General features: G+C 72.0%; 25 protein-coding genes. 17 read left to right on the top strand and 8 right to left on the bottom strand.

All coding sequences use genetic code 11. The features are described 5' to 3' along the window. Positions 1 to 223: 223 nt before the first annotated feature. Both MRQ36_RS17935 and MRQ36_RS17940 read left to right on the top strand, forming a co-directional pair. The gene (locus MRQ36_RS17935; RefSeq protein ID WP_242797001.1) at positions 224 to 1,033 is read left to right on the top strand and encodes a helix-turn-helix transcriptional regulator; all 810 of its coding nucleotides are present in this window, start codon (positions 224 to 226) and stop codon (positions 1,031 to 1,033) included. After that, positions 1,024 to 1,212 (top strand): DUF397 domain-containing protein, encoded by a 189-nt coding sequence (locus tag MRQ36_RS17940; protein ID WP_242797002.1) that lies wholly within the window; start codon positions 1,024 to 1,026, stop codon positions 1,210 to 1,212. The genes MRQ36_RS17935 and MRQ36_RS17940 overlap by 10 nt, the downstream gene beginning before the upstream one ends. 45 nt (positions 1,213 to 1,257) lie before the next feature. On the opposite strand, the gene MRQ36_RS17945 is transcribed toward MRQ36_RS17940, so the two are convergent. Then, positions 1,258 to 1,770 (bottom strand): Lrp/AsnC family transcriptional regulator, encoded by a 513-nt coding sequence (locus tag MRQ36_RS17945; RefSeq protein WP_242797005.1) that lies wholly within the window; start codon positions 1,768 to 1,770, stop codon positions 1,258 to 1,260. A gap of 211 nt (positions 1,771 to 1,981) precedes the next feature. Here MRQ36_RS17945 and MRQ36_RS17950 point away from each other — a divergent pair, with 211 nt between their 5' ends. From MRQ36_RS17950 to MRQ36_RS17990, 9 genes are all read left to right on the top strand, one after another. Beyond that, positions 1,982 to 3,166, top strand: a complete 1,185-nt coding sequence (locus MRQ36_RS17950; RefSeq protein ID WP_242797006.1) for a spermidine/putrescine ABC transporter substrate-binding protein — start codon at positions 1,982 to 1,984, stop codon at positions 3,164 to 3,166. Continuing rightward, entirely contained in the window at positions 3,163 to 4,338 is a 1,176-nt protein-coding gene (locus tag MRQ36_RS17955) for an ABC transporter ATP-binding protein (RefSeq protein WP_242797008.1), read from the top strand. Before MRQ36_RS17950 ends, MRQ36_RS17955 begins: the two co-directional genes overlap by 4 nt. Beyond that, positions 4,335 to 5,246, top strand: coding sequence for an ABC transporter permease (locus MRQ36_RS17960; RefSeq protein ID WP_242797010.1), 912 nt, complete (start codon positions 4,335 to 4,337; stop codon positions 5,244 to 5,246). The genes MRQ36_RS17955 and MRQ36_RS17960 overlap by 4 nt, the downstream gene beginning before the upstream one ends. Next, positions 5,243 to 6,076: an ABC transporter permease gene (locus MRQ36_RS17965; RefSeq protein WP_242797012.1), complete on the top strand. Its 834-nt coding sequence runs from the start codon at positions 5,243 to 5,245 to the stop codon at positions 6,074 to 6,076. Before MRQ36_RS17960 ends, MRQ36_RS17965 begins: the two co-directional genes overlap by 4 nt. Next, positions 6,073 to 7,494, top strand: a complete 1,422-nt coding sequence (locus MRQ36_RS17970) for an FAD-binding oxidoreductase (protein WP_242797014.1) — start codon at positions 6,073 to 6,075, stop codon at positions 7,492 to 7,494. Before MRQ36_RS17965 ends, MRQ36_RS17970 begins: the two co-directional genes overlap by 4 nt. After that, positions 7,494 to 8,696, top strand: coding sequence for a saccharopine dehydrogenase family protein (locus MRQ36_RS17975; RefSeq protein ID WP_242797016.1), 1,203 nt, complete (start codon positions 7,494 to 7,496; stop codon positions 8,694 to 8,696). The genes MRQ36_RS17970 and MRQ36_RS17975 overlap by 1 nt, the downstream gene beginning before the upstream one ends. Beyond that, entirely contained in the window at positions 8,693 to 9,706 is a 1,014-nt protein-coding gene (speB, locus tag MRQ36_RS17980; RefSeq protein WP_242797019.1) for an agmatinase, read from the top strand. The genes MRQ36_RS17975 and speB overlap by 4 nt, the downstream gene beginning before the upstream one ends. A 92-nt stretch (positions 9,707 to 9,798) precedes the next feature. Further along, a complete protein-coding gene (locus MRQ36_RS17985; RefSeq protein WP_242797021.1) occupies positions 9,799 to 10,173 on the top strand; it encodes a hypothetical protein in 375 nt (124 codons plus the stop codon). 208 nt (positions 10,174 to 10,381) lie between these two features. Further along, positions 10,382 to 11,137 (top strand): G5 domain-containing protein, encoded by a 756-nt coding sequence (locus tag MRQ36_RS17990; protein WP_242797023.1) that lies wholly within the window; start codon positions 10,382 to 10,384, stop codon positions 11,135 to 11,137. A gap of 95 nt (positions 11,138 to 11,232) precedes the next feature. Here MRQ36_RS17990 and MRQ36_RS17995 read toward each other — a convergent pair whose 3' ends face one another. Genes MRQ36_RS17995 through MRQ36_RS18005 form a run of 3 tightly spaced genes read right to left on the bottom strand, consistent with a single transcriptional unit; the run spans position 11,233 to position 15,375 of the window. Further along, entirely contained in the window at positions 11,233 to 12,966 is a 1,734-nt protein-coding gene (locus tag MRQ36_RS17995; RefSeq protein WP_374250363.1) for a glycerol-3-phosphate dehydrogenase/oxidase, read from the bottom strand. Then, the gene (glpK, locus tag MRQ36_RS18000) at positions 12,963 to 14,480 is read right to left on the bottom strand and encodes a glycerol kinase GlpK (RefSeq protein ID WP_242797025.1); all 1,518 of its coding nucleotides are present in this window, start codon (positions 14,478 to 14,480) and stop codon (positions 12,963 to 12,965) included. Before glpK (MRQ36_RS18000) ends, MRQ36_RS17995 begins: the two co-directional genes overlap by 4 nt. Positions 14,481 to 14,523: 43 nt before the next feature. Further along, positions 14,524 to 15,375: an MIP/aquaporin family protein gene (locus MRQ36_RS18005; protein ID WP_242797027.1), complete on the bottom strand. Its 852-nt coding sequence runs from the start codon at positions 15,373 to 15,375 to the stop codon at positions 14,524 to 14,526. Positions 15,376 to 15,517: 142 nt separating this feature from the next. On the opposite strand from MRQ36_RS18005, the gene MRQ36_RS18010 reads away from it, so the two are divergent. From MRQ36_RS18010 to MRQ36_RS18020, 3 genes are all read left to right on the top strand, one after another. Further along, a complete protein-coding gene (locus MRQ36_RS18010) occupies positions 15,518 to 16,285 on the top strand; it encodes an IclR family transcriptional regulator (protein ID WP_242797029.1) in 768 nt (255 codons plus the stop codon). Beyond that, the gene (glpK, locus tag MRQ36_RS18015; protein WP_242797031.1) at positions 16,285 to 17,799 is read left to right on the top strand and encodes a glycerol kinase GlpK; all 1,515 of its coding nucleotides are present in this window, start codon (positions 16,285 to 16,287) and stop codon (positions 17,797 to 17,799) included. The genes MRQ36_RS18010 and glpK (MRQ36_RS18015) overlap by 1 nt, the downstream gene beginning before the upstream one ends. Before the next feature lie 137 nt (positions 17,800 to 17,936). After that, positions 17,937 to 18,287, top strand: coding sequence for a septal ring lytic transglycosylase RlpA family protein (locus tag MRQ36_RS18020; RefSeq protein ID WP_242797033.1), 351 nt, complete (start codon positions 17,937 to 17,939; stop codon positions 18,285 to 18,287). Positions 18,288 to 18,365: 78 nt separating this feature from the next. Here MRQ36_RS18020 and gabT read toward each other — a convergent pair whose 3' ends face one another. Together gabT and MRQ36_RS18030 are read right to left on the bottom strand one after the other, a co-directional pair. Then, entirely contained in the window at positions 18,366 to 19,637 is a 1,272-nt protein-coding gene (gene gabT, locus MRQ36_RS18025) for a 4-aminobutyrate--2-oxoglutarate transaminase (RefSeq protein ID WP_242797035.1), read from the bottom strand. Positions 19,638 to 19,640: 3 nt separating this feature from the next. Continuing rightward, a complete protein-coding gene (locus MRQ36_RS18030) occupies positions 19,641 to 21,077 on the bottom strand; it encodes a gamma-aminobutyraldehyde dehydrogenase (protein ID WP_242797037.1) in 1,437 nt (478 codons plus the stop codon). Between the two features lie 142 nt (positions 21,078 to 21,219). Between MRQ36_RS18030 and MRQ36_RS18035 the strand changes: the two genes are divergently transcribed. After that, complete coding sequence (locus MRQ36_RS18035) at positions 21,220 to 22,659, top strand: aldehyde dehydrogenase family protein (RefSeq protein WP_242797039.1); 1,440 nt, start codon at positions 21,220 to 21,222, stop codon at positions 22,657 to 22,659. A 3-nt stretch (positions 22,660 to 22,662) separates the two neighbouring features. Here the strand turns inward: MRQ36_RS18035 and MRQ36_RS18040 are convergent, their stop codons facing one another. Together MRQ36_RS18040 and MRQ36_RS18045 are read right to left on the bottom strand one after the other, a co-directional pair. Further along, a complete protein-coding gene (locus tag MRQ36_RS18040; RefSeq protein WP_242797041.1) occupies positions 22,663 to 23,391 on the bottom strand; it encodes a VOC family protein in 729 nt (242 codons plus the stop codon). A gap of 117 nt (positions 23,392 to 23,508) precedes the next feature. Continuing rightward, on the bottom strand, positions 23,509 to 24,741 hold the full coding sequence (locus tag MRQ36_RS18045; protein WP_242797042.1) for an SUKH-3 domain-containing protein: 1,233 nt from the start codon (positions 24,739 to 24,741) through the stop codon (positions 23,509 to 23,511). 81 nt (positions 24,742 to 24,822) lie between these two features. On the opposite strand from MRQ36_RS18045, the gene MRQ36_RS18050 reads away from it, so the two are divergent. After that, positions 24,823 to 25,245: a YbaB/EbfC family nucleoid-associated protein gene (locus MRQ36_RS18050; RefSeq protein ID WP_242797043.1), complete on the top strand. Its 423-nt coding sequence runs from the start codon at positions 24,823 to 24,825 to the stop codon at positions 25,243 to 25,245. Continuing rightward, positions 25,242 to 25,598 carry a hypothetical protein gene (locus MRQ36_RS18055; RefSeq protein WP_242797044.1) on the top strand — a complete coding sequence of 119 codons (357 nt, stop codon included), beginning with the start codon at positions 25,242 to 25,244 and terminating at the stop codon, positions 25,596 to 25,598. Before MRQ36_RS18050 ends, MRQ36_RS18055 begins: the two co-directional genes overlap by 4 nt. The last annotated feature ends 10 nt before the right edge of the window (positions 25,599 to 25,608 follow it).

The following is a 25,608-nucleotide window of genomic DNA, read 5'->3' on the forward strand; positions in this document are numbered from 1 at the left end:
GGAATCCGCATGAGCTTCGGTTCGTGACGACCCCCTTGTCGGCGGCGTGGTGGTGCCCGGGTCGGTGGGGTGCCGCGACGTCGGGGAGCTGGAGTCGATCACCCGGGGTGCGGACGGGGTCGGGGCCTTTGCGGGGCGGTTGCGGTGCACCTGCGGGGCTCGCGGAGAGGTCCTGCCGCAACACGCCGGCAGTCGGGAGACATGGATACGCACCGTGGCTATGGTGCGCCGGAGCGTGTGGTCGGCCGGGCGGGAGGAGTTGCCGGTGAACGAGGTGCTGCGGGTGGCCATGGCGGAGCGCGGCGAGACCGTCGAGTCGCTGGCCCAGCGGGTCGGCGTCGATCCGAAGACGGTCGGCCGGTGGCTGAGTCCGGGCCGGGTGCCGCATCCCCGGACCCGGCTGGCGGTCGCCGGCATCCTCGGCCGGGAGCCCGCCGAGCTCTGGCCCGAGCCCTACCGCCGCCGCGACCTGCCCTGGTTCCGCCCCTGGGCGGAGCTGGAACAGGATGCCGTCTCGATCCGCTCCTACCAGCCGGCGGTGCTGCCCGGCCTCGTGCAGACCGAGGAGTACGCCCGCGCGGTGCTGCGTACCGGCGGTCTGCTTGCCCCTGCTGAGGTCGAGCAGTTCGTCGCCGCCCGGCTGGCGCGGCAGGCCGTCCTGGACCGTGAACCCCCGCCTCAGTTGGTGATCGTGGTCGACGAGGCGGTGCTCTGCCGCACGGTTGGCGACCGGGGAGTGATGGCCCGCCAGTTGGCGCACCTGGCGACCGTCGCCGGCCGGGAACATGTTCAGGTGCGGGTGATCCCGGCCGACGGTCCCTGGCACACCGGCCTGGCCGGCGCGTTCGTGCTGGCCCGGCTGCCGGACGGGACCGAGGTGGCCTATCTGGACAATCAGCTCCGTGGCGAGCTGGTGACCGAGCGCGCCGACATTGCTAGCCTGGGCAGGCGGTGGGAGAGCATGGCCGGCGAGGCGCTGCCCGCCCGCCGGTCGATCGCCCTTATCCGGGAAGCGGTGAAGAGATGGACGTGACCGAGCCGCGCTGGCGCACCGCCACCCGCAGCAGCAACAACGGCGGCGACTGCGTCGAGGTGGCCGACAACCTGCCCGGCCGGGTCCTGGTCCGGGACAGCAAGGACCGCTCCGGCGGCACGCTGCGCTTCACCCCCGACGGCTGGCGTGCCTTCCTCGCCGCCACGAAGGGCCGCTGACCAGGCCGCAGCAGGAACCGCTGGTCAGACGCGAAGGACCGCGGATCAGGCGGTGCCCCAGCTGTAGGTCTGCTTGCGCAGCTTGAGATAGACGAACGCCTCGGTGGCCAGCACGCCGTCGACGGCGCGTACCCGTTGCAGGATCTCCAGCAGGTGGGCGTCGTTGCGGCAGACCACCTCGGCCAGCAGGTCGAACGAGCCGGCCGTGATCACCACGTAGTCGATCTCCTCGAACTCGGCCAGCCGGTCGGCCACCGACTCCAGGTCCCCGTCCGTGCGGAGCCCGATCATGGCCTGCCGGGGGAAGCCGAGCTGGAGCGGGTCGGTGACCGCGACGATCTGCATCACCCCGGCGTCGAGCAGCCGCTGCACCCGCTGCCGGACCGCCGCCTCCGACAGGCCGACCGCCTTGCCGATGGTCGCGTACGGCCGCCGGCCGTCCTCCTGGAGCTGTTCGATGATCTGCTTGGCCACGTCGTCGAGCAGGGCGTGACTGGCACCCTCACGCACAGTGACCCGCCGTGTGCCGTTTCCGCTCTCCAGGTGCCGGTTGCTCATCGTCGCTCCCCATGTCCGGATCCCCACGGGGCCTGAGCGTAGTGCCCCGGCGCAGTCTGGCGTATTTCGTCGCCCATGGCTATTCCCGCAACGGAATCCCTTGTAAGGGCCGTCACTCCATGTCAGGATCAGTCGTCCATCGCCACTGACCCTCCCGCCGGCGCGCCACCCCCGTCCCGCCGCCGACGATGACCCCCCTAGGAGTCGTCACATGCGTAGCCCCTACCGGTCCCTCACCCGGCGTGGTCTGCTCACCGGCACCCTCGGTTCGGCGGCGCTGCTCGCCACGGCGGGTGCGCTCACCGGCTGCGGCACCAAGGGCGCCCAGCAGACCGAGGCCGGCTGCAAGAGCGAGGACCTCTCCGCCACCGAGAAGAAGTTGGCCTTCTCGAGCTGGCCGCAGTACATGGACGTCGACGAGAAGGACGAGTCGAAGCGTCCCACCCTGGACGCCTTCGTCGCCAAGACCGGCATTCAGGTGACCTACACCGAGGACGTCAACGACAACAACGAGTTCTTCGGCAAGGTGCAGAACCAGCTCGCCGCCTGCCAGTCCACCGGCCGCGACATCATGGTGCTCACCGACTGGATGGCCGCCCGGATGATCCGGCTCGGCTGGATCCAGAAGCTGGACAAGGCCAAGATCCCCAACGTCGAGGCCAACCTGCTGGACTCGCTGCGCAAGCGCTCGTTCGACCCGGACGGGCAACTCGCCGTCCCGTGGCAGTCGGGCCTGGCCGGCCTGGCCTACAACGCCAAGGTGGCCAAGGAGATCCGGACCGTCGACGAGCTGCTGACCCGCCCCGATCTCAAGGGCAAGGTGACCGCGCTGTCGGAGATGCGCGACACCATGGGCCTGCTGCTCCAGTCGAACGGCCACGACCCGACGAACTTCACCGCCGCGCAGTTCGACGATGCCCTCAACAAGCTCAAGAAGGCCGTCGACTCCAAGCAGATCCGCAAGTTCACCGGCAACGACTACGCGCCGGACCTGGCCAAGGGTGACATCGCGGCCTGTATCGGCTGGTCGGGTGACGTGGTCCAGCTCGGTTTCGAGGATGACAAGATCAAGTTCGTGGTGCCGGAGTCCGGCGTCATGCTCTGGTCGGACAACATGCTGGTGCCGAACAAGGCCACCCACAAGGCCAACGCCGAAGAGCTGATGAACTACTACTACGACCCGGCGGTGGCGGCCAAGCTCGCGGCGTTCGTCAACTACATCTGCCCGGTCAAGGGCGCCCAGGCCGAGATGGAGAAGATCGACCCCGACCTGGCCGCCAACCCGCTGATCTTCCCCGACGAGGCGATCCTGTCGAAGTCCAAGGTCTTCATGGCCCTGGACGAAAAGCAGGAGAAGGACTTCGAGGCCAAGTTCCAGCAGGTCATCGGGGCATGAGGGCGATGGGCGCGAAGAACCAGGAGCGCGACGCGCCGGCCGGCGACCTGCGCCTGGCCGAGCTGACCAAGAAGTTCGGCGTCTTCACGGCGGTCGACGACCTCAGCCTCACCATCCCGCAGGGCTCGTTCTTCGCCCTGCTCGGCGCCTCCGGCTGCGGCAAGACCACCACCCTGCGGATGATCGCCGGGCTGGAGGAGCCGACCAGCGGTCAGGTGCTGCTCGGCGACCGGGACATCGCCCGGCTGCGGCCGTACAAGCGGCCGGTCAACACGGTGTTCCAGAGCTATGCGCTCTTCCCGCACCTCGACATCGCCGAGAACGTGGCCTTCGGGCTGCGCCGCCGCGGCATCCGGGACGTCGGCGCGCAGGTCGAGCGGATGCTCGCGCTGGTGCAGCTCGACGGGTACGGCCGCCGCCGGCCCGCCCAGCTCTCCGGCGGCCAGCAGCAGCGGGTCGCGCTGGCCCGGGCCCTGATCAACCACCCGCAGGTGCTGCTGCTGGACGAGCCGCTGGGCGCGCTCGACCTCAAGCTGCGCCGGCAGATGCAGATCGAGCTGAAGCGGATCCAGACCGAGGTCGGCATCACCTTCGTGCACGTCACCCACGACCAGGAGGAGGCCATGACCATGGCCGACACCGTCGCGGTGATGAACGCCGGCCGGATCGAGCAGCTCGGCGCGCCGGCCGACATCTACGAATACCCGGCCACCGCGTTCGTGGCCAACTTCCTCGGCCAGTCCAACCTGCTGGCCGGCGAGGCCGACGGCACCACCGGGTCGGACGTGGCGGTCACCGCGCACGGCGCGCGCTTCTCGGTGCCGGCCGACCGGGCCCGCGTCGACCGCGGGCCGGCCTTCCTCGGGGTACGTCCCGAGAAGCTGCACCTGGTCGAGGAGCTCGACGCGGTGCCGGCCGGCCACCAGCACGTCGGTGGGGTGGTGACCGACGCCTCGTACGTCGGGGTGAGCACGCAGTACCTGGTGCGAGCCCCGTGGGGCAGCGAACTGTCCGTCTTCGCGGCCAACAGCGGGCTCGGCGGGCGGCTGCCGGTCGGCGCCCCGGTGATCGCGCACTGGGACCCGCGGCACGCGTTCCTGCTGCCTCGCTCCTCCGGCGAGGACGACCAGACCGCCCCGCTGCTCGACGAGCCGGTGAGTGTGGCGTCATGACCGCGCTGGCCCACGTACCCACCCCGTCGGGGCAGTCGGCGCCACCGCCGCCACCCCGGCGCGGGCGGTACGGGCTGCTGCCGTACCTGCTGCTGGTGCCGGGGGCGGCCTGGCTGTTCATCTTCTTCGCCCTGCCGCTGCTGCAGCTCGCCGCGGCCAGCCTCTACGACCCGAGCGGCTCGCTCTCCACCGGGTACGCGCTGACCTGGGCGTTCGGCAACTATCCGGAGGCGCTGCAGGCGTACTGGCCGCAGTTCGTGCGCTCCTTCGGGTATTCGGCGATCGCGCTGGTGCTCGGCCTGCTGATGGGCTACCCGCTGGCGTACGCCATCGCGCAGAAGGCCGGCCGGTGGAAGAACCTGCTGCTGGTCTGCGTGGTCGCCCCGATGTTCACCAGCTTCCTGGTGCGTACCCTGGCCTGGAAGACCATCCTGTCCGACAACGGCTGGCTGGTCGGGCTGCTGCGGGACGTGCACCTGCTCGGGCCGGACGGTCGGCTGCTGGCCACCCCGATCGCGGTGGTGCTCGGCCTGACGTACAACTTCCTGCCGTTCCTGGTGCTGCCGCTGTACGCGAGCCTGGAGCGGCTGGACTACCGGCTGCTGGAGGCGGCGAGCGACCTGTACGCCAGCTCCTTCCAGGCGTTCCGCAAGGTCACCCTGCCGCTGTCGATGCCCGGCCTGATCGCCGGCACGCTGCTCTTCTTCATCCCGGCCACCGGCGACTACATCAACGCCGAGCTGCTCGGCACGCCGAACGAATACATGATCGGCAACGTCATCGACTCGGCGTTCCTGGTCCGGCTCGACTATCCGCAGGGCGCGGCCCTGTCGTTCCTGCTGATGGCGGCGATCCTCGCGGTGGTCTTCGTCTACCTGCGCCGGGCCGGCACGGAGGAAGTGCTATGAGGATCTCCCGTTGGCTGGCCGACCGGTGGGTCATGCTGGTCGCGCTGCTGGTGCTGGGCTACCTGTCGCTGCCGATCGTGGTGGTGGCCGGGCTGTCGTTCAACCGCCCGTCCAGCCGGCTCTCCTACGACTTCAACGAGTTCACCCTCGACAACTGGACGCACCCCTGCGCCACCTCCGACATGTGCGACGCGGTGGTCCGCAGCGTGCAGATCGGCTTCATCGCTACCGTCGTCTCCACCGTGCTCGGCACGCTGATGGCGTTCGCGCTGGTCCGGCACCGGTTCCGGGGCCGGGCCGGGATCAACGTGCTGATCTTCCTGCCGATGGCCACCCCCGAACTGGTGATGGGCACCTCGCTGCTCGCCCTCTTCGTCGCCGCCGGGGTGCCGCAGGGCTTCTGGACCATCGTCATCGCGCACGTGATGTTCTGCGTGTCGTTCGTGGTGGTGACCGTGAAGGCGCGGCTGGCCGGGATGGACCGGCGGCTGGAGGAGGCCGCGATGGACCTCTACGCCAGCGAGTGGCAGACGTTCCGGCGGATCACCCTGCCGCTTGTGCTGCCGGGCATCGTGGCCGCCGCGCTGCTCGCCTTCTCGCTCAGCTTCGACGACTTCATCATCACCAACTTCAACGCCGGCACCACGGTCACCTTCCCGATGTACGTCTGGGGCGCCGCCCAGCGGGGCATCCCGCCGCAGGTCAACGTCATCGGCACGGCGATGTTCGCGATCGCGTTGCTGCTGGTCGGGGCCAGCTCGCTGCGCGGGCGGCGGGCCCGCCGGGCCGACCTCGCGGTGCGTACCGCGCCGGCGAAGATCCGGTCATGATCCTCCCGCATACCGGCCGGGCGTTGGCCGACGCGGCGCCCGTGCCGTACTGGCTGGACCGGCCGGAACGACCGGACCCGCTGCCGCCGCTGACCGGGGCCGCCGACGCGGACCTGTTGGTGATCGGCGGCGGGTACGCCGGCCTCTGGACCGCCCTGCTGGCCAAGGAGGCCGACCCGGGGCGGGACGTGCTGCTGGTCGAGGCCGGCACCTGCGGCTGGGCGGCGTCCGGACGCAACGGCGGGTTCTGCGCCGCCTCGCTCACCCACGGGCTGGCCAACGGCGTCGACCGGTTCCCCGGCGAGATCGCCGAGCTGGAACGGCTCGGCCGGGAGAACCTGGACGGCATCGCGGCCACGATCGCGGAGCACGGCATCGACTGCGACTTCGAGCGGACCGGTGAGCTGGCGGTGGCGGTCGAGCCGTACCAGCTCGCCGGGCTCGCCGAGGACACCGAACTGGCCCGCCGGTACGGCCACGACGTGCGCCTGCTCGACCGCGACGAGGTGCGCGCCGAGGTGGCCTCGCCGACGTACCTGGGTGGGATGTGGGACGCCGACCGGGTGGCCATGCTGGACCCGGCGAAGCTGGCCTGGGGCCTGCGCCGGGCCTGCCTGGAGTCGGGCGTCCGGATCCACGAGCACACCCGGGTCACCGGGCTGCGCCGCGACGGCGCCGCCCTGCGGGTGACCACGGCCGGCGGCGCCGACGCCGTGCCGGGCGGGGTACGCGCCCGGCAGGTCGCGCTCGCCACCAACGCCTTCCCGCCGCTGCTGCGCCGGCTGCGCGCCTGGCTCGTCCCGGTGTACGACTACGCGCTGATGACCGAGCCGCTGACGCCCGCCCAGCGGGACGCCATCGGCTGGCGCAACCGGCAGGGGCTCGCCGACACCGGCAACCAGTTCCACTACTACCGGATCACCGGCGACGGCCGGATCCTCTTCGGCGGCTACGACGCGGTCTACCACTACGGCAACCGGACCGCCCCGGAGCTGGAACAGCGCCCCGCCACCTTCACCGCCCTCGCCGCGCACTTCTTCACCACGTTCCCGCAGCTCGACGGGCTCCGCTTCAGCCACCGCTGGGGCGGGGTCATCGACACCTGCACCCGGTTCTGCCCGTTCTTCGGCACCGCCTACGACGGGCGGCTCGCCTACACGGCCGGGTTCACCGGGCTCGGCGTCGGGGCGACCCGGTTCGGCGCCCGGGTGATGCTCGACCTGCTCGGCGGCGAACAGACCCCGCTGACCCGGCTCGACCTGGTGCGCAGCAAGCCACTGCCGTTCCCGCCGGAACCGTTCCGGGCCACCGGCATCAACCTCACCCGCTGGTCGCTCGCCCGTGCCGACGCGCACGAGGGGCGGCGCAACCTCTGGCTCCGTACGCTCGATCGTCTTGGTTTGGGGTTCGATTCCTGATGCGTATCCTCCTCGTCGGCGCCGGTGGCGTCGGCTCCGCCGCCGTAGCCATCGCCGCTCGCCGTTCCTTCTTCGAGACCATGGTCGTCGCCGACTACGACCTCGACCGCGCGTCGCGGGCGGTGGCCGACCACGACGCCCGCTTCGTCGCCGCCCGGGTCGACGCCTCCTCGGCGGACGTGGTCGCGGCGCTCTGCCGGGAACACCGGATCACCCACGTGCTCAACGCGGTCGACCCGCGCTTCGTCATGCCGATCTTCGACGGCGCGTTCGCCGCCGGGGCCGACTACCTGGACATGGCGATGTCGCTGTCCCGGCCGCACCCGGACCGCCCCCACGCCGAGACCGGCGTGAAGCTCGGCGACGAGCAGTTCGCCGCCGCCCCGGCCTGGGCGGACGCCGGCCGGCTCGCCCTCTGCGGCATCGGCGTCGAGCCCGGCCTGTCGGACGTCTTCGCCCGCTACGCCGCCGACGAACTCTTCGCCGAGATCGACGAGATCGGGGTACGCGACGGCGCGAACCTCACCGTCGACGGCTACGACTTCGCCCCGTCGTTCTCCATCTGGACCACCATCGAGGAGTGCCTGAACCCGCCGGTGGTCTGGGAGGCCGGCCGGGGCTGGTACACCACGCCGCCGTTCAGCGAGCCGGAGGTGTTCCACTTCCCCGAGGGGATCGGCCCGGTCGAGTGCGTCAACGTGGAGCACGAGGAGGTGCTGCTGATCCCGCGCTGGGTGCCGGCGAAGCGGGTCACCTTCAAGTACGGCCTCGGCGACGAGTTCATCGAGGTGCTGAAGACCCTGCACAAGCTGGGCCTGGACGCTGTTTCTCCGGTCCGGGTGCGCGGGGTCGACGTCTCCCCGCGCGACGTGGTCGCCGCCTGCCTGCCCGACCCGGCCACCCTCGGCGACCGGATGCGTGGCAAGACCTGCGCCGGGACGTGGGTGACCGGCACCGGCAAGGACGGCGACCCGCGCGCCGTCTACCTCTACCACGTGGTCGACAACGAGTGGTCCATGCGGGAGTACGGCCACCAGGCCGTCGTCTGGCAGACCGCGGTCAACCCGGTCGTCGCCCTGGAACTGCTCGCCACCGGCGCCTGGTCCGGCGCGGGTGTGCTCGGCCCGGAGGCGCTGCCCCCGGGACCCTTCCTCGACCTGCTGACCGACTACGGCTCGCCGTGGGGGATGGAGGAGCGGTGACCCGCTACGGCCCGATGTTCGGCCCCGACATCACCTTCCTCGGCGTGCCGCCCTGCACGATCGAGGAGCCGGTCACCTACGCCGACGCCGACGTGGTGATCGTCGGTGCGCCCTTCGACGGCGGCACCTCGCACCGGCCGGGCACCCGGTTCGGGCCGTCCGCCATCCGGCAGGCCTGCTACCTGCCGCACGACGGCTCCCGGCCGTCCCTCGCCTTCCGGGTCGACGCCCTGCGGGACCTCTGCGTCTATGACGCGGGCGACGTGGAGATGTTCTCCGGCGACATCGAACGGTCCCTGGCGTCCCTGGAGCGGGCGGTGCACGCTGTGGCGGCGGCCGGCGCGATCCCGGTCGTGCTCGGCGGCGACCACTCCATCGCCCTGCCCGACGCCACCGGGGTGGCCCGCCACCACGGCCTCGGCCGGGTCTCGCTGGTGCACTTCGACGCGCACGCCGACACCGGGGACATCGAGTTCGGCTCGCTGCACGGGCACGGCCAGCCGATGCGCCGGCTCATCGAGTCCGGCGCGGTACGCGGCGACCGCTTCCTCCAGATCGGACTGCGGGGCTACTGGCCGGGCCCGGAGACCCTGTCCTGGATGGCCGAGCAGCGGATGCGCTCGTACGAGATGACCGAGGTGGTCGCCCGGGGCCTCGACGAGTGCCTGTCGGAGGCGTTCGGGATCGCCACCGACGAGTGCGAGGGCGTCTTTCTCTCCGTCGACGTGGACGTCGTCGACCCCGGCATGGCACCCGGCACCGGCACCCCGGAACCGGGTGGTCTCACCTCCCGGCAGCTCCTCGACGCGGTCCGCCGGGTCTGCTACGAACTGCCGGTGGTCGGCGTCGACGTGGTCGAGGTGGCCCCGCCGTACGACCACGCCGACATCACCGCCTACCTCGGCAACCGGGTGGTGCTGGAGGCGTTGTCGGCGATCGCCCGACGTCGCCGGGACGCGGCCGGCGGACCGCCCTGGGACCCGCGCCAGCCGCTGCTCGACGGCCGCTGACCCGGCGCGGTGAGCGTGGTGGTGGCCGTCGGCCCGGTCGACCGGGCACCGGGCGGCACCCGCCGGACGGATTCATGGCGGACAATGCGGGGATGAGCGAGCAGCCTGCGGTGACCCCGGACCCGCCCCGGCGACCGGGACTCGGCACCGCGGTCGCGGTGCTGGCGGCCTGGTACGCCCTCACCGTGGTCTTCTTCCTGGCCGTCGCGCAGGTCCTGTCGAACGAGCACTCGGGGGCGTGCGTGGGGCTCTGTGTCTCCGACCGGGAGGGGATGCTGATCGCCGGCGTCGTGACCGGTGGTCCCGCGCTGCTGGTGCTGTTCGGTGTCAGCGTGTTCTGGGCCGTGCGGATGCACCGGACGGGCCGGTGGGCGCCGTCGGTGACGGGCACCCGCGCCGCCCTGCCGGCGTTGCTGCTGGTCGGCTGGTCGCTGGTGCTCGCGGTGACGTCCGCCCGGGGGACCTGAGCGTTCCCGCCCGCCCACAAACGACCCGCCCCGTTGGGTCGATCATTGCCTCAGGCAATTGTCCAATCCCGACGGCTGTCCGGCCGGACGACCCGGCCCGATCGCGGAACTTCGGCCCTGACCTGCGGGATCGGTCCGGACGATCGGTTCCGGCGAGGAAAGGTACGGCCGGTTCCGGCAGCACAGCGTCAGCAGCAGACTCGGCAGCGTGACGACTCCACCGCCGCCGTACCCCGGCCAGCCCCATCCCTACGGGCCCGTCCCGCCGCCGAAGCCGCCGGGCTGGTTCCGTCGGCTGAGCCCGGGTGGGCGGACCGGGGTGATCCTCGGCGGCGTGCTCTCCGTCTTCCTGCTCTGCTGCTCGGGCCTGGCCGTGGTCGGCTCGTTCGGCGACGCCCCGCAGCAGCAGTCGGGCCGCCGGGCGGTGGCCGACGAGAACGTGCCGACCGCCGCCGCGCCCATCGTCGTCCCCAGCACCCCGGCGGAGACCACGCCGGTCCAGCCCGCGCCCACCACCGCATCGCCGACGCCGTCGCCGGTCCCGGTGGTGACGACCCGCACCGAGACCGAGACGAAGAAGATCGCGTACGCCGAACGCACCGTCAAGGACTCGTCCCTGACAGAGGGGAAGCGGGTCGTCCGGACCCGGGGTGTCGCCGGGGAACGCACGCTGACCTATCAGGTCACCCTCACCGACGGCGTGCCCACCGGCCGGCGGCTGGTGAAGTCGGTGGTGACGAGGCAGCCGGTCACCCAGGTCGTCGCGGTGGGCACCAGGCGGGCGTCCTCGTCGGGGTCCTCCGGCTGCGACCCCAACTACACCCCCTGCGTGCCGATCGCCAGCGACGTCGACTGCGCGGGCGGCAGCGGCAACGGCCCGGCGTACGTGAGCGGCCCGGTGCGGGTCATCGGCCGGGACATCTACGACCTGGACCGGGACGGCGACGGCACCGCCTGCGACTGACCACCCGCCCGGCAGGTCCCGGCCGGCTCCCGGCCGGTGGCGGATCCCGGCCGGTGGGCCGGGATCCGCCGTGGACGGTCAGCCGTCGGGGGGCCTCAGGCGACGGGCCGCAGGCCGGGTGCCGGCAGGTCGGTCACCCGCACGTCGGGAGCACCGAGCCGGGCCGCGTCGGCGGTCTGGTCGTCCGGCTCCTGTTGCGACTGGCGTTCCGCCGCGACCCGGGCGTGGTAGTGCGCCACCTCCCGCTCGATGGTTTCGGCGTCCCAGCCGAGCACCGGCGCGACCAGCTCGGCCGCGGGCCGCGCCGACACCACCCCCCGGTCCTCCGTCTCGATCGAGATCCGGGTCCGGCGGGTCAGGATGTCCTCCAGGTGCAGGGCACCCTCGGCCCGCGCCGCGTAGTAGATCTCGACCTTCAGGTACGTCTCCGCCCCCGGCATCGGCTCGCCCAGCTCCGGCCGCTCGCGCACCAGGTCGAGCAGCTCGTTGCTCAGCGAGCCGTACCGCCCGAGCAGGTGCTCGATCCGGGCCACGTGCAGCCCGCTGGCGGCGGCCAGGTCGTGGCGCTGGTTGCGCGCCGCCAGGTAGCCGTCCGCGCCGACCAGCGGGAGGCGGTGGGTGCAGGACTCCGGCACCTTCACCGGCAGGCCGTGCACCGCCGCGTCGACCGCGTCCTTCGCCATCACCCGGTACGTCGTGTACTTACCCCCCGCCACCAGCACCAGGCCGGCCACCGGACTCACCACCGCGTGCTCCCGGGAGAGCTGGCTCGTCTCGTCCGACTCCCCGGCCAGCAGCGGGCGCAGCCCGGCGTAGACGCCGACGATGTCGTCGTGGGTGAGCTGGTTGGTCAGCAGCCGGTTGGCCTGGTCGAGCAGATAGTCGATGTCCGACCGGCTGGCGGCGGGATGGGCCCGGTCCAGCGACCAGTCCGTGTCCGTCGTCCCGATGATCCAGTGCGTGTCCCACGGGATGATGAACAGCACGCTCTTCTCGGTGCGGCTGATGATGCCGGTGGAGGCGGTGATCCGGTCCCGGGGCACCACGATGTGCACGCCCTTGGAGGCCCGTACGTGGAACTGGCCCCGGCCACCCACCATCTCCTGGATGTCGTCGGTCCAGACGCCGGCCGCGTTGATGGTCTGCCGGGCCCGGACGTCGAACTCGTCGCCGGTCTCCAGGTCCCGCACCCGCGCGCCGACCACCCGGTTGCCCTCGCGCAGGAAGCCGACGACCTGGGTGCTGGTGGTGCAGAGCGCGCCGTACTCGGCCGCGGTGCGGGCGATCATCATGGTGTGCCGGGCGTCGTCGACCTGCCCGTCGTAGTACTGGACCGCGCCCACCAGGGCGTCCTTGCGCAGCGACGGGAACTGCCGCAGCGCCTGCTTCTTGGTCAGGTGCCGGTGGGCCGGTACGCCGTGCCGGCCGCCCATCGTGTCGTACAGCAGCACACCGCTGCCGACGTACGGCCGCTCCCAGAACCGGTGCTGGAGCGGATAGAGGAACGGCACCGACCGGGCCAGGTGCGGCGCGAGCTGGTTCAGGATCAACGACCGTTCCCGCAGCGCCTCCCGGACCAGGCCGAAGTTGAGCTGCTCCAGATAGCGCAGCCCGCCGTGGATCAACTTGCTGGAGCGGCTGGACGTGCCGGAGGCGAAGTCCCGCGCCTCCACCAGTCCGGTACGCAGGCCGCGGGTCACCGCGTCCAGGGCCGCTCCGGCGCCCACCACGCCGCCGCCGATGACGAGGACGTCGAGTTCCGTCTCCGTCATCTCCCGCAGCGCCCGGGCACGATACGCGGGGTCGAGGTCGATCGCCTTGACGCTCATGACACATCCACCCAATCCAGCGTGCGGGACACGGCCTTCTGCCAGCACCGGTAGCCCTTCTCACGCTGCTCGTCGGTCCACTCCGGCGTCCAGCGCCGGCTCTCGTTCCAGTTCTGCCGCAGCTCGTCGGGGCTCTTCCAGAACCCGACCGCCAGCCCGGCCCCGTACGCCGCGCCGAGCGCGGTGGTCTCCGCCACCACCGGCCGGCTCACCGGCACACCGAGCACGTCCGCCTGGATCTGCATGCACAGGTCGTTGGCGGTCACCCCGCCGTCGACCTTCAGCACCTCCAGCTTCACGCCGGAGTCCTTCTCCATCGCCTCGGCGACGTCCCGGCTCTGGTAGCAGATCGACTCCAGGGTGGCCCGGGCGATGTGCGCGTTGGTGTTGAACCGGGACAGCCCGACGATCGCGCCGCGCGCGTCGGACCGCCAGTACGGCGCGAACAGTCCGGAGAACGCGGGGACGAAGTAGATGCCCCCGCTGTCCGGCACCTGCCGGGCCAGCGACTCGCTCTGCGCCGCGCCCTGGATGATGCCGAGCTGGTCACGCAGCCACTGCACGGCGGAGCCGGTGACGGCGATGGAGCCTTCCAGGGCGTACACGGCGGGTTGGTCGCCGAACTTGTAGCAGACCGTGCTGAGCAGGCCGTTGCGCGACCGGACCAGTTCGGTGCCGGTGTTCAGCAGCAGGAAGTTGCCGGTGCCGTAGGTGTTCTTCGCCTCGCCCGGCCGCAGGCACACCTGACCCACCATGGCCGCCTGCTGGTCACCGAGGACGGCGGCCAGCGGCACCTCGCCGCCCAGCGGCCCGTGGGCGAGGGTGTGGCCGTACAGGTTCGGGTCCGCCGAGGGCCGGATCTCGGGCAGCATCTGCCGGGGTACGCCGAAGAAGCCCAGCAGCTCGTCGTCCCAGTCGAGGGTCTCCAGGTCCATCAGCATGGTGCGGCTGGCGTTCGTCACGTCGGTGACGTGGATGCCGCCGTCGACCCCACCGGTCAGGTTCCACAGCAGCCAGGAGTCGGTGTTGCCGAAGATCGCGTCGCCCTTCTCGGCGGCCTCGCGGACGCCGGGGACGTTCTCCAGGATCCACTGGATCTTGCCGCCGGAGAAGTAGGTGGCCGGCGGGAGACCCGCCTTGGCGCGGATCACGTCACCCCGCCCGTCCGCGTCCAGCGCGGAGGCGATCCGGTCGGTACGGGTGTCCTGCCAGACGATCGCGTTGTAGTACGGCCGCCCGGTGCGCCGGTTCCACACCACGGTGGTCTCGCGCTGGTTGGTGATGCCCAGGGCGGCGAGGTCCGCCGCGCACAGCCCCCGGCCGTTCATCACGGTCTGGAGCACGGCGCTGGTCCGCTCGTAGATCTCCACCGGATTGTGCTCCACCCAGCCGGGCTGGGGCATGATCTGCTGGTGCTCCAGCTGGTGGCGGGCGATCTCGTTGCCCCCGTGGTCGAAGATCATGCAGCGGGTGCTGGTCGTACCCTGGTCGACCGCTGCGACGAAGTCTGCCATTGGTCACGCTCCTGCTCGATGGGGTGGTGTGGGGGTGTGGTCGTCACGGGTGGGCGACGGCGGTGGGCCGGGTACGCGGTTCGTCGGTGGGGATCCGGCCGGGCTCCGACTGCTCCTGTTCCGCCGGCAGGAACCGCTCGATGAGGGCGATGTAGGCACCGGCGCCCAGCACGCCGCCGACCAGCGGACCGATGATCGGCACCCAGAAGTACAACGCACCGTTCTGGTCCTGGAAAGCCGTGCCGTAGCCGGTGAGGAAGGACGCCAGGCGGGGGCCGAAGTCGCGGGCCGGATTGATCGCGTAACCGGCGTTGGTGCCCCACGCCATGCCGATGGCGACCACGATGAGGCCGACGATGAACGGTGCCAGCCAGGCGACCGGGGCGTTGTTGCGCGGGTCGGTCACCGCCATGATCAGGAAGAGCAGGATCGCCGTGCCGACCACCTGGTCCAGCAGCGCGGTGCCCAGGCCGACGTTGAGCGCGCCGTTGCCCGGCAGGGTGGAGAAGATGCCCTGGGTGGCGATGGTGTGTCCCGGGTCCACGGCGGCGATGGCCTCGCTGTAGACCCAGCGCACCAGCAGCGCGGCGACGAACGCGCCGGCGGTCTGGGCGAGGGCGAACGGCAGCACCTTGCGCCACTCGAACCGGCGGAAGACCGCCAGCGCCAGGGTGACCGCCGGGTTGAGGTGGGCGCCGCTGATCCGGGCCGCGGTGTACACGCCGAGCACCACGCCGAGCCCCCAGGCCCAGGCGATGGAGTCGTGGTCGCCGAGCGCGCCCTTGCCGGTGACGACCTGGGCGACGACGCCGACGCCGAAGAGAATGAGGATCATCGTGCCGACGAACTCCGCTACCAGTTCGCCGACGAGTGTGCGCCTCCCGAGAATGCTCATGTCCCGCTCCTGCCTGCTGAGGGTGGTGGCTGGTCTGGCTGGGAGCGTACGAAGGCTGTGACCAGGGCAACAACGAAACCCGTTCGGCATCGTCGAACGCCGTGGCGTTTGACAATGCCGAACGCGGGGTACGGTCGCCCCCATGCCGGGCCCGGTGCAGTCCGTGGAGCGAGCGGCCGCGATCCTGCGGCTGCTGGCCGCCGAGCCCGAACCGCTCACGCTGGCCGAGATCACCGCCTCGCTGGGGCTCGCCAAGCCCACCACGCACGGCCTGCTGCGCACCCTGCGCGAGGTGGGCTTCGTGGAACAGGACGCCGGCAGCGGGCACTATCTGCTCGCGGCGGACTTCCTCCACCTCGGCCTGACCCACCTCGACCCGAACGAACTGCGCTCGCGCGCCCTGAACTGGACCGACGCGCTGGCCGCCCGGACCGGCGAGGCGGCCCGGGTCGCCGCGTACCGCGACGGTGCGGCGGTGATCGTCCACCACGTCTTCGGCCTGCACGACCGGAGCCAGCGGGCCGACACCATTGGCCGGCTCCCGCTGCACGCCTCCGCCCTCGGCAAGGTGCTGCTGGCCTTCGACCCGGGGGCGGCGCGCAGCATCGTCGGCCGGCCGCTGGAGAGCCTGACCTACCGGACGGTGACCGACCGGCCGACGCTGCTGCGTCAGCTCGCTGACATCCGCGACACCGGGTGGGCCGCCGCGGTGGAAGAGGCGGAACCGGAGACCGCGGGGATCGCCGCGCCGATCCGCGACCGGGGTGGCTACGTCGTCGCGGCCGTCGGCATCGCCGGCCCGGTGGACGCCATCTGTGACAGCCGATACCGACCCCGGGTCGGCCTCGCCAACGAGGTCGTCCGGGCCGCCCGGTCGATATCCAGGGAGTTCGGGCACGGGAGAGGCTGATGACCCAGACGTACGTCGCCGCGCTCGACCAGGGCACCACCTCGACCCGGTGTCTCCTCTTCGACCACCAGGGCCGGCTGGTCTCGCTGGCCCAGCAGCAGCACCGGCAGTACTTCCCCCGGCCGGGCTGGGTGGAGCACGACGCCGAGGAGATCTGGCGGATCGTCTGCCGGATCATCCCGCAGGCCCTCGCCGACGTGGACGCCCGCCCCGACCAGGTGGTGGGGCTGGGGGTGACCAACCAGCGGGAGACCACCGTGGTGTGGGACCGCAGCTCCGGCAAACCGGTCGGCCCGGCCATCGTCTGGCAGGACACCCGCACCGCCGGCATGCTCGACGACATCGCCTGCGACCTGTCGGCCGAGGAGATCTACGCCCGGACCGGCCTGCCGCTGGTCTCCTACTTCTCCGGCCCCAAGCTGCGCTGGCTCTTCGACGCCGAGCCCGAGGTGGCCGAGCGCGCCGCCCGGGGCGAACTGCTGATCGGCACCATGGACAGCTGGCTGGTGTGGAACCTGACCGGCGGGGTGGACGGCGGCCTGCACGCCACTGACGTGACCAACGCCAGCCGCACCATGCTGATGGACATCCGCACCCTGGAGTGGGACGACCAACTGCTCGACTGTCTGCGGGTGCCGCGCGTCGCCCTGCCCGAGATCCGGCCCTCGATGACCACCTTCGGCACCACCCGCGCGCCGGTCCCCGGGATCCCGGTGACCGCCGTGATCGGCGACCAGCAGGCGTCGCTGTTCGGGCAGACCGCCTTCGACCCGGGGGACGCCAAGTGCACCTACGGCACCGGCGCGTTCCTGCTGCTCAACACCGGCACGGAACTGGTCCGGTCCCGACACGGGCTGATCAGCACGGTGGCCTACCAGGAGGACGGCCGACCGCCCGTCTATGCCGTGGAGGGCGCGGTCGCGATCGCCGGGGCGCTGGTGGAGTGGTGCCGGGAGAGCCTCGGGCTGATCCGCTCGCCCGCCGAGATCGAGACGCTCGCGCTGACCGTGGCGGACAACGGCGGCTGCTACGTCGTACCGGCCTTCTCGGGGCTGTACGCGCCGCACTGGGAGAGCGACGCGCAGGGGCTGGTCGTCGGGCTCACCTCCTATGTCAACAAGGGGCACCTGGCGCGGGCCGTGCTGGAGGCCACCGCCCTGCAGACCCGGGAGGTGGTCGCGGCGATGAACGCCGACGCCGACGTGCCGCTGCGGGGCCTGGCGGTGGACGGTGGGATGACCGCGAACAACCTGCTGATGCAGACCCTGGCCGACATCCTGGACGTGCCGGTGGTCCGGCCGATGGTGGCCGAGACGGTGTCCCGGGGCGCCGCCTACGCCGCGGGGCTGGTCGCCGGCTACTGGGCGGACCGGGCGGTGCTGCGGTCGTACTGGCACAAGGCCGCCGAGTGGCAGCCGCTGGCCACGCCGCAGGAACGGGAGCGGCAGGTGCGGGCCTGGGACGACGCGGTGCAGCTCGCCATCGCCTGGGGTCACCGCGCCAGCCTCCGGTGACGTGACGGGCCCCGGTTGACGCCCTTGCAGCGGGCGACGGCCGGGGACCACCGGCAACTTTCCTTCCCGAACCGCTGAACCGGGCAGCGCTCCCACGCCGTACCAGGCGACACAGCGTGCGGACGACGGGAGATGCGGTGAAGGTGCAGCGGAAACACGTGCTGGCGGCCGGGGTGGCGGTGGTCGCGACGGCGGTGGTGGCGGTCGGAACCGGCTTCGGCTTCGCCGACACCACCCCGGTCCGGCAGAGCGCCTGCCCGGGCGCGGTCACGTTCTCGGCCGAGGGTGGCGCGCCGGCCGCCACCAGCGACCGGTTCCCGGTCGGCACTCGGCTGCGGGTGACGAACCTGGACAACGGCCGGGTGGCGACGGTATCGGTGACCGGCCCGTCGGGCAGTTGCGTGCTGCTCAACGCCGCCGCCATGGAGTTGGTCCGCGAGCCGGGGAAGAACGTGGTCCGCCGCAACGTGGTCGAGGTGCTGCGCTGAGTGGGGTGGCACACCACGGGCGGGTTCCTGGGGGGAAATGTGGCCCGTGGTGTGCCACGAACAGGTGGCTGACCGGGGTCAGCCGAAGGCGGCGTCCAGGATGTCCAGGCCGCGGGCCAGCTCGTCGTCGGAGATGACGAGCGGAGGCAGGAAGCGCAGCACGTTGCCGTACGTGCCGCAGGTGAGGGTGAGCAGGCCGGCGGCGTGGCAGGCCGCCGAGACCGCCGCCGCGGCGGCCGGGTCCGGGGTCAGGGTGCCCGGCCGGACCAGCTCGACGGCGAGCATCGCGCCCCGGCCGCGTACCTCGGCGATCCGGGGGTCACGGGCGGCGATCGCGCGCAGCCGGTCACCCATCACCTGGCCGATCCGCCGGGCGGCGGCGGCCAGGTCCAGCTCGTGCATGGTCTCGATCGCGGCGAGCGCGGCGGCGCAGGCGATCGGGTTACCGCCGTAGGTGCCGCCGAGGCCGCCGACGTGCACCGCGTCCATCAGCTCCGCCCGGCCGGTCACCGCCGCCAGGGGCAGCCCACCGGCGATGCCCTTGGCCAGGGTGACCAGGTCCGGTTCGACGCCCTCGTGCTGGCAGGCGAACCAGTCGCCGGTCCGGCAGAACCCGGTCTGGATCTCGTCGGCGACGAACACCACCCCGGCCGCCGTCGCCCACTCCCGCAGCGCCGGCAGGAACCCCTCGGCGGGTACGACGAAACCGCCCTCGCCCTGGATCGGCTCGATCAGCAGCGCCGCCACGTTCTCCGCGCCGACCTGCTTCTCGATCATCTCCACCGCCCGGGCGGCGGCCTCCGCCCCGGAGAGCCCGCCGTCGCGCAGCGGGTACGACATCGGCACCCGGTAGACCTCCCCGGCGAAGGGCCCGAACCGGTGCTTGTACGGCATGTTCTTCGCCGTCAACGCCATGGTCAGGTTGGTCCGACCGTGGTATGCGTGGTCGAAGACCACCACCGCCGGCCGCCCGGTCGCGTGCCGGGCGATCTTGACGGCGTTCTCCACCGCCTCCGCGCCGGAGTTGAACAGCGCCGACCGCTTCTCGAAGTTCCCCGGGGTCAGCGCGTTGAGCTGCTCGCACACCGCCACGTACGACTCGTAGGGGGCGACCATGAAGCAGGTGTGGGTGAAGCGCTCGACCTGCGCCTTGACCGCCTCGACCACCCGGGGCGCGGAGTTGCCCACGTTGGTGACCGCGATGCCGGCGGCGAAGTCGATCCACTCCCGTCCCTCGACGTCGACGATCGTGCCGCCGCCCGCGCGCTCCACGTACGCCGAGATGGTGCTCCCGACGCCGCGCGCGACCGCGGCCCCCCGCCGCTTGTGCAGTTCCTCGCTCGACCCCATTCGTCAGCCCTCGATGTTGTGCATGACGTGCTTGATCCGGGTGTAGTCCTCCAGGCTGTAGACCGAGAGGTCCTTGCCGTGGCCGGAGTGCTTGAAGCCGCCGTGCGGCATCTCCGAGACGAACGGGATGTGCGTGTTCACCCAGACGCAGCCGAAGTCCAGCCGGCGGGTCATCCGCATCGCCCGGCCGTGGTCCTTCGTCCAGACCGACGCGGACAGCCCGTAGTCGACGCCGTTCGCCCAGCGCACCGCCTCGTCCTCGTCGGAGAAGCGCTGCACCGTGATGACCGGCCCGAACACCTCGTCCCGGATGATCTCGTCGGCCTGCCGGACGCCGGAGACCACGGTCGGGGAATAGAAGTAGCCGCGGTCGCCGACCTGCGCCCCGCCGGTCTCCACGTTCGCGTGGTCGGGGAGCCGGTCCACGAAGCCGCGTACCCGGGCCAGCTGGTTGGCGTTGTTCAGCGGGCCGTAGAGGACGTCCTCGTCGTCCGGCGCGCCGGTCCTGGTGTTCCGGGCCTGCTCGGCGAGGGCCGCCACGAAGTCGTCGTGGATGCCCGGACCGGCCAGCACCCGGGTCGCGGCCGTGCAGTCCTGGCCGGCGTTGAAGTAGCCGCCCACCGCGATCGCCTCGGCCGCCGCCGCGACGTCCGCGTCGTCGAAGATCACCACCGGGGCCTTGCCGCCCAGCTCCAGGTGGGTGCGCTTCAGGTCGGGGGCGGCGGCGGAGGCCACCTCCATGCCCGCGCGGGTCGAGCCCGTGATCGACACCAGCTGCGGGGTCGGGTGCGACACCAGGGTACGACCGGTGTCCCGGTCGCCGCAGACCACGTTGAACACGCCCGGCGGGAAGAACTCCGACGCGATCTCGGCCAGCAGCAGCGTCGACACCGGCGTGGTGTCCGACGGCTTCAGCACCACCGTGTTGCCGGCCGCGAGCGCCGGGGCGATCTTCCAGACCGCCATCATCAGCGGGTAGTTCCAGGGCGTCACCTGCGCACACACCCCGATCGGCTCCCGCCGCACGTACGACGTGTGGCCCGCCATGTACTCACCGGCGGAACGCCCCTCCAGCAGGCGGGCGGCGCCGGCGAAGAAGCGGAACTGGTCCACCGCCGGCGGCAGCTCCTCGTCGGCGGTGAGCTGCCGGGGCTTGCCGGTGTTGCGTACCTCCGCGTCGACCAGTTCGGCCGCCCGGGACTCCACCGCGTCGGCGAGTTTGAGCAGCGCCTTCTGCCGCTCGCCCGGGGTGGTGTCCCGCCAGCTCTCGAAGGCGGTGGCGGCGGCCCGCATCGCCGCGTCCACGTCCGCCACCCCGGAGACCGGCGCCTGGGCGAACACCTCACCGGTGCACGGGTCGATCAGGTCGGCGTACCCGCCGTCCACCGGGTCGACGTACGCGCCGTCGACGAAGTTGCGCAGCTGCTGCTGGTCGCTCATCAGATGTCTCCGAGGGGTGGCCGAGGGTGAGGTGAGCGGAGGTTATCGCAATCTGACTGCCATCTTGGCTACTGAATTCGCGGCCCACAAGCCCTTGAGCAACTGTTTCCGCGCGGGCTCGACTCGTCTACGCTGCCGAGGTGTGGAGCCCAGAGCCTTCTTCGTCGCCGGTCGCCCCGTTCACGGCGAGGGCGAACTGACCGTCACTCACCCGTACGACGGCCGGACGGTGGGGCGTACCACGCTCGCCACGCCCGACCAGGTCGAGGCCGCCGTCGCGGCAGCGGCCGGCGTGGCGGCCCAGGCCGCGGCCCTGCCCGCGCACGCCCGCGCGGCCGCCCTCGACCACGTCTCCCGGCGGCTCGCCGAACGGGCCGACGAGGTCGCGGCGCTGATCACCGCCGAGAACGGCAAGCCGGTCAAGTGGGCCAACGCCGAGGTGGGACGGGCCGTCTCCACGTTCCGCTGGGCGGCCGAGGAGGCCCGGCGCTTCTCCGGCGAGCTGCAACGCCTCGACACCGACCCGACCGCGACCGGGCGGATCGCCCTGGTCCGCCGGGTGCCGCGCGGCCCGGTGCTCGGGATCGCCCCGTTCAACTTCCCGCTCAACCTGGTGGCGCACAAGGTCGCCCCGGCCATCGCCGTCGGCGCGCCGATCATCGTCAAGCCGGCCCCCGCCACCCCGCTCTCCGCGCTGCTGCTCGGCGAACTCCTCGCCGAGACCGAACTGCCCGAGGGCATGGTCTCGGTGCTGCCGCTACCCAACGAACGCGCCGCCGAGCTCGTCGCCGACCCCCGGCTGCCGGTGGTGTCGTTCACCGGCTCCGGGCCGGTCGGCGCGGCCATCCGCCGGGCCGCCCCGGAGAAGCACGTCACCCTGGAACTCGGCGGCAACGCGGCGGCGGTGATCTGCGAGGACTGGAACACCGACGAGGACCTGACCTTCGCTGCCCACCGGATCGCCACCTTCGCCAACTACCAGGCCGGCCAGTCCTGCATCGCGGTGCAGCGCGTCCTGGTGCACGAGTGGCTCCATGACGGCTTCCTGCCCCGGCTGGTCGCCTCCGTCGAGGCGCTGCGCACCGGCGACCCCACCGACCCGCTGACCGACGTCGGGCCGCTGGTCTCCGAGGATGCCGCCCGGCGCGTCGAGGAGTGGGTGGACGAGGCCGTCGCCGCCGGAGCCACCATCGAGGTGGGCGGCCGGCGGGACGGCGCGACCTATCCACCCACCGTGCTCTCCGGGGTGCCGGCGGACGCGAAGGTCTGCACCGAGGAGGTGTTCGGGCCGGTGCTGGTGGTCGGGCCCGTCGAGAGCGACCAGGCCGCGTTCGCCGCCGTCAACGACTCGGCGTACGGGCTGCAGGCGGGCGTCTTCACCCACCGCCTCGACGTCGCCTTCGCCGCGTCGCGCTCGCTGGAGGTCGGTGGGGTGATCGTCGGTGACGTGCCGTCGTACCGGGCCGACCAGATGCCGTACGGCGGGGTGAAGGGGAGCGGGGTCGGCCGGGAAGGGCTGCGCAGCGCGATGGACGACTACACGGAGGCGCGCGTCATGGTCCTGACCGGAGTGGCGCTGTAACCGTCAGCCCGGGGCGAGCAGGCAGAACTCGTTACCCTCCGGGTCGCGGAGCACCTTCCACGGGACATCCAGGTCGACCGGAGTGGCACCGAGAGCCCGCAGCCTGGCCACCTCGTCCGCCACGTCGTCGCCCGGATAGGGGCGGACGTCGAGGTGGACGCGGTTCCACCCGGTCTTCACGTCGGGGGTGCGGAGGAACTGCAGATACGGGCCGACGCCCTTGGCGGAGCGCAGCACCGCGTTGTCGTCGGTCACCTTGTGCACGGTCCAGTCCGTGGCCTCGCCCCAGAAGCGGGCCATGGCCCGTGGATCCGCGCAGTCGACCACCACCGAGGCGATCGGCCCGGTGTCCCGGACCGGGTCGTGCCAGTCCAGCACGCAGAACTCGTTGCCCTCCGGGTCGGCCAGCACCGTCCACGGGACGTCGCCCTGACCGACGTCGGCGGGGGTCGCGCCGAGCTCCGTCAGCCGCCCGACCAGCTCCGCGTGGTGGGCCGCCGAGGTGGTGGCCAGGTCGACGTGCACGCGGTTCTTCCCCGTCTTGGGTTCCGCGGAGACCACGAGGTCGATGCAGACGGCGACCGGGTCGGGGTAGACGAAGCCGGGCGGTTCGAGGTTGGTCACGCCCGGTTCCTCGCTGGAGACCTCCCAGCCGAGCGCCGCCGCCCAGAAGCTGCCCAGGGCGGAGTCGTTCCGGGCCTTCATGTTGATCTGCACCAGCCGCGTTGCCATGCCGACGATGCTAGGACGTCTCGCGTCGGCCGTGGTGCCCGGGACGTTCGGTGCCTCCCCTCGCGATCGCGCCCGCCGCCGGTCGTCGTTCGCCGGGGCCGGCGCCGAGCGGACGGGTCACCAGGTGCCGTCGTCGCGTACCCGGGCGGGGGCGCGGCCGAGCAGCAGGGTGGTCAGCGCGGCGTCGATGTCCGGGCCGAGGAACCACTCGCCGGCCTGGTCGAGGGCGAAGATCCGCCCGTGCTCGTCCACGGCGATGATGCTGTCCCCGCGCTCGGTGCCGAGCGGAAAGAGCCGTACGCCGAGCACCGCCCCGAAGTCGGCGAGGGTGTCGGCGGTGTGGGCCATCCGACGCGGCCGAACGTCCAACCGCGAGATCCAGACCTGTGCCCCGGGACCTCGACGCCCGCCGACGAGACCGGGGAACGCCGTGACGGTCTCCACGGCCGCCGGGAAGACTTCGTGGGAATGCCGACGACCGCTGACGGCCGTGACCCTTTGAATGGACGCGGCGGCGAGCACCTCGTCGCTGAAGTTGGGTCGCCAGCCGGCGACGACGAGCGCGTTCGCGACCTCCGGCGGGAACCGGCCCGGCTCCGGATCGACCTGGGGCTCCGGGTGCCACGGCTGGGTGTAGGCGAGGTCCGACCACGGCATCGCGTTGACGTGCACCAGGAAGTTGATGCAGGAGTCGCAGGGCAGCTCCGCCCGGCCGCCGAACGGGTCGCCGGGTTCGCGGATCCGGAAGAACTCGATGTCGGCGTCGCCCAGGAACGTCCGGGCCTCCTCCAGCGAGGTGGGCGGCTGACCGGCGGCGGCCCGCTGCTGGTCGTACTCGTGCAGCGCGTCGGAGACGACGATCATCTCGGCGTGCCGGTCACCGCCGCGGACCAGGTGCCCGGGGGGCAACTCGTCCAGATAGGCGCGGACCAGCCGGTGGTGCCGGAGTTCCACTTCGCCCTTCGCGCCGTGCCGGATCCAGGTGCGGCCGTTACGGGTCAGGTGCGCGGCGGCGCCGGGGGTGGGCAGCCGGTCGAGATCGCGGAGCAGTTGGCTGCCGGCGTCCACCGTGCGCGGTGGCGGCGGTCCGGCCGGTCGCCGCTCCAGGAACATCCGCTCGACCACCGGGAAGGGCAGCCGTGGCCAGGTGGACAGATCGCCGGTCTCCTTGTCGACCACGGTCGTCGGCAGGTCACCGGGGAGCGCGCGGGCGTCGGGTGCCACGTCGGAGGTGATGAGGTAGCCCAGCTCGAACTCCTCGACCACCGGCCTGCACGGGAAACCCAGGCGTTCGGAGTCGCGCCGGGCCCACACGGCGGCCAACTGCTCGGCCTGTCGACGCTCGATCACCACCTGACGTTAGCGGACCCCACGGATTTCGTGGCGCCCGGTATGGTCGGCCCTACCGAGGGTGACGGGGAGGAGCCGGCGTTGGCCGACAGTGTGGACCGGGACGCCAACCGCGCGCTGCGGGCGCGGTTCGACGAGGTGTACGGCCAGTACCAGCGACTCCGGTCCGGACTGGACGAACTCCAGGTCAAACTCGCCGAGCTTCGGGTGACCGAGCGCTCCGAGGACGGGCAGGTGACCGCGACCGTGGGCGCCCGGGGCGAGCTGATCGCCGTCGAGGTGACCCCTGGGGTCTTCCAGGAGCGGGACGCCCGGGCGTTGAGCCGGAAGATCACCACGACCGTCCGGCGGGCGTCCGACGCGGCGGTCAGCGCCACCCGGGAGCTGGTCGCCGGATATCTGCCGCCCGGTTCGCCGTCGATGGAGTTCCTGCGCACCAATGACTTCGGCGCACTGCTGGGCCACGCCGACGCCGTGCTCCAGCGTGGAGGGTCGGCGTCGTGACCGACGCGCATCTCTGGCTGGACCCGGACCGGGCCCGGCGCGGGGGAGCGGATCTGACGCTCGCCGGGGAGGCGGTCAGTGCCGCCCGACGGGAGGAGGGCGGCGAGCTCGCGGCCGCCAGCGCGGCTCGACCCTGGGGCCGGGACGACATCGGCGGCGCGTTCGACAAGCAGTACCGCCGCTACGAGGAGACCCTGCTGCGAGCGTGGGAACTGCTCGGCCGTTCGCTGGAGGGCCTGGGCGCCGACGTGGTCCGGTCGGTGGCGACCACCGTGCAGACCGACGAGGCCAATGCCCGCCGGCTCGACGGGATCCCCGGTCCGGGCCCGCTTCCGCACCGGCACCGGCGCTGAGTTCCGGAGG

The organism is Micromonospora sp. R77, from assembly GCF_022747945.1.
Taxonomy (GTDB): domain Bacteria; phylum Actinomycetota; class Actinomycetes; order Mycobacteriales; family Micromonosporaceae; genus Micromonospora.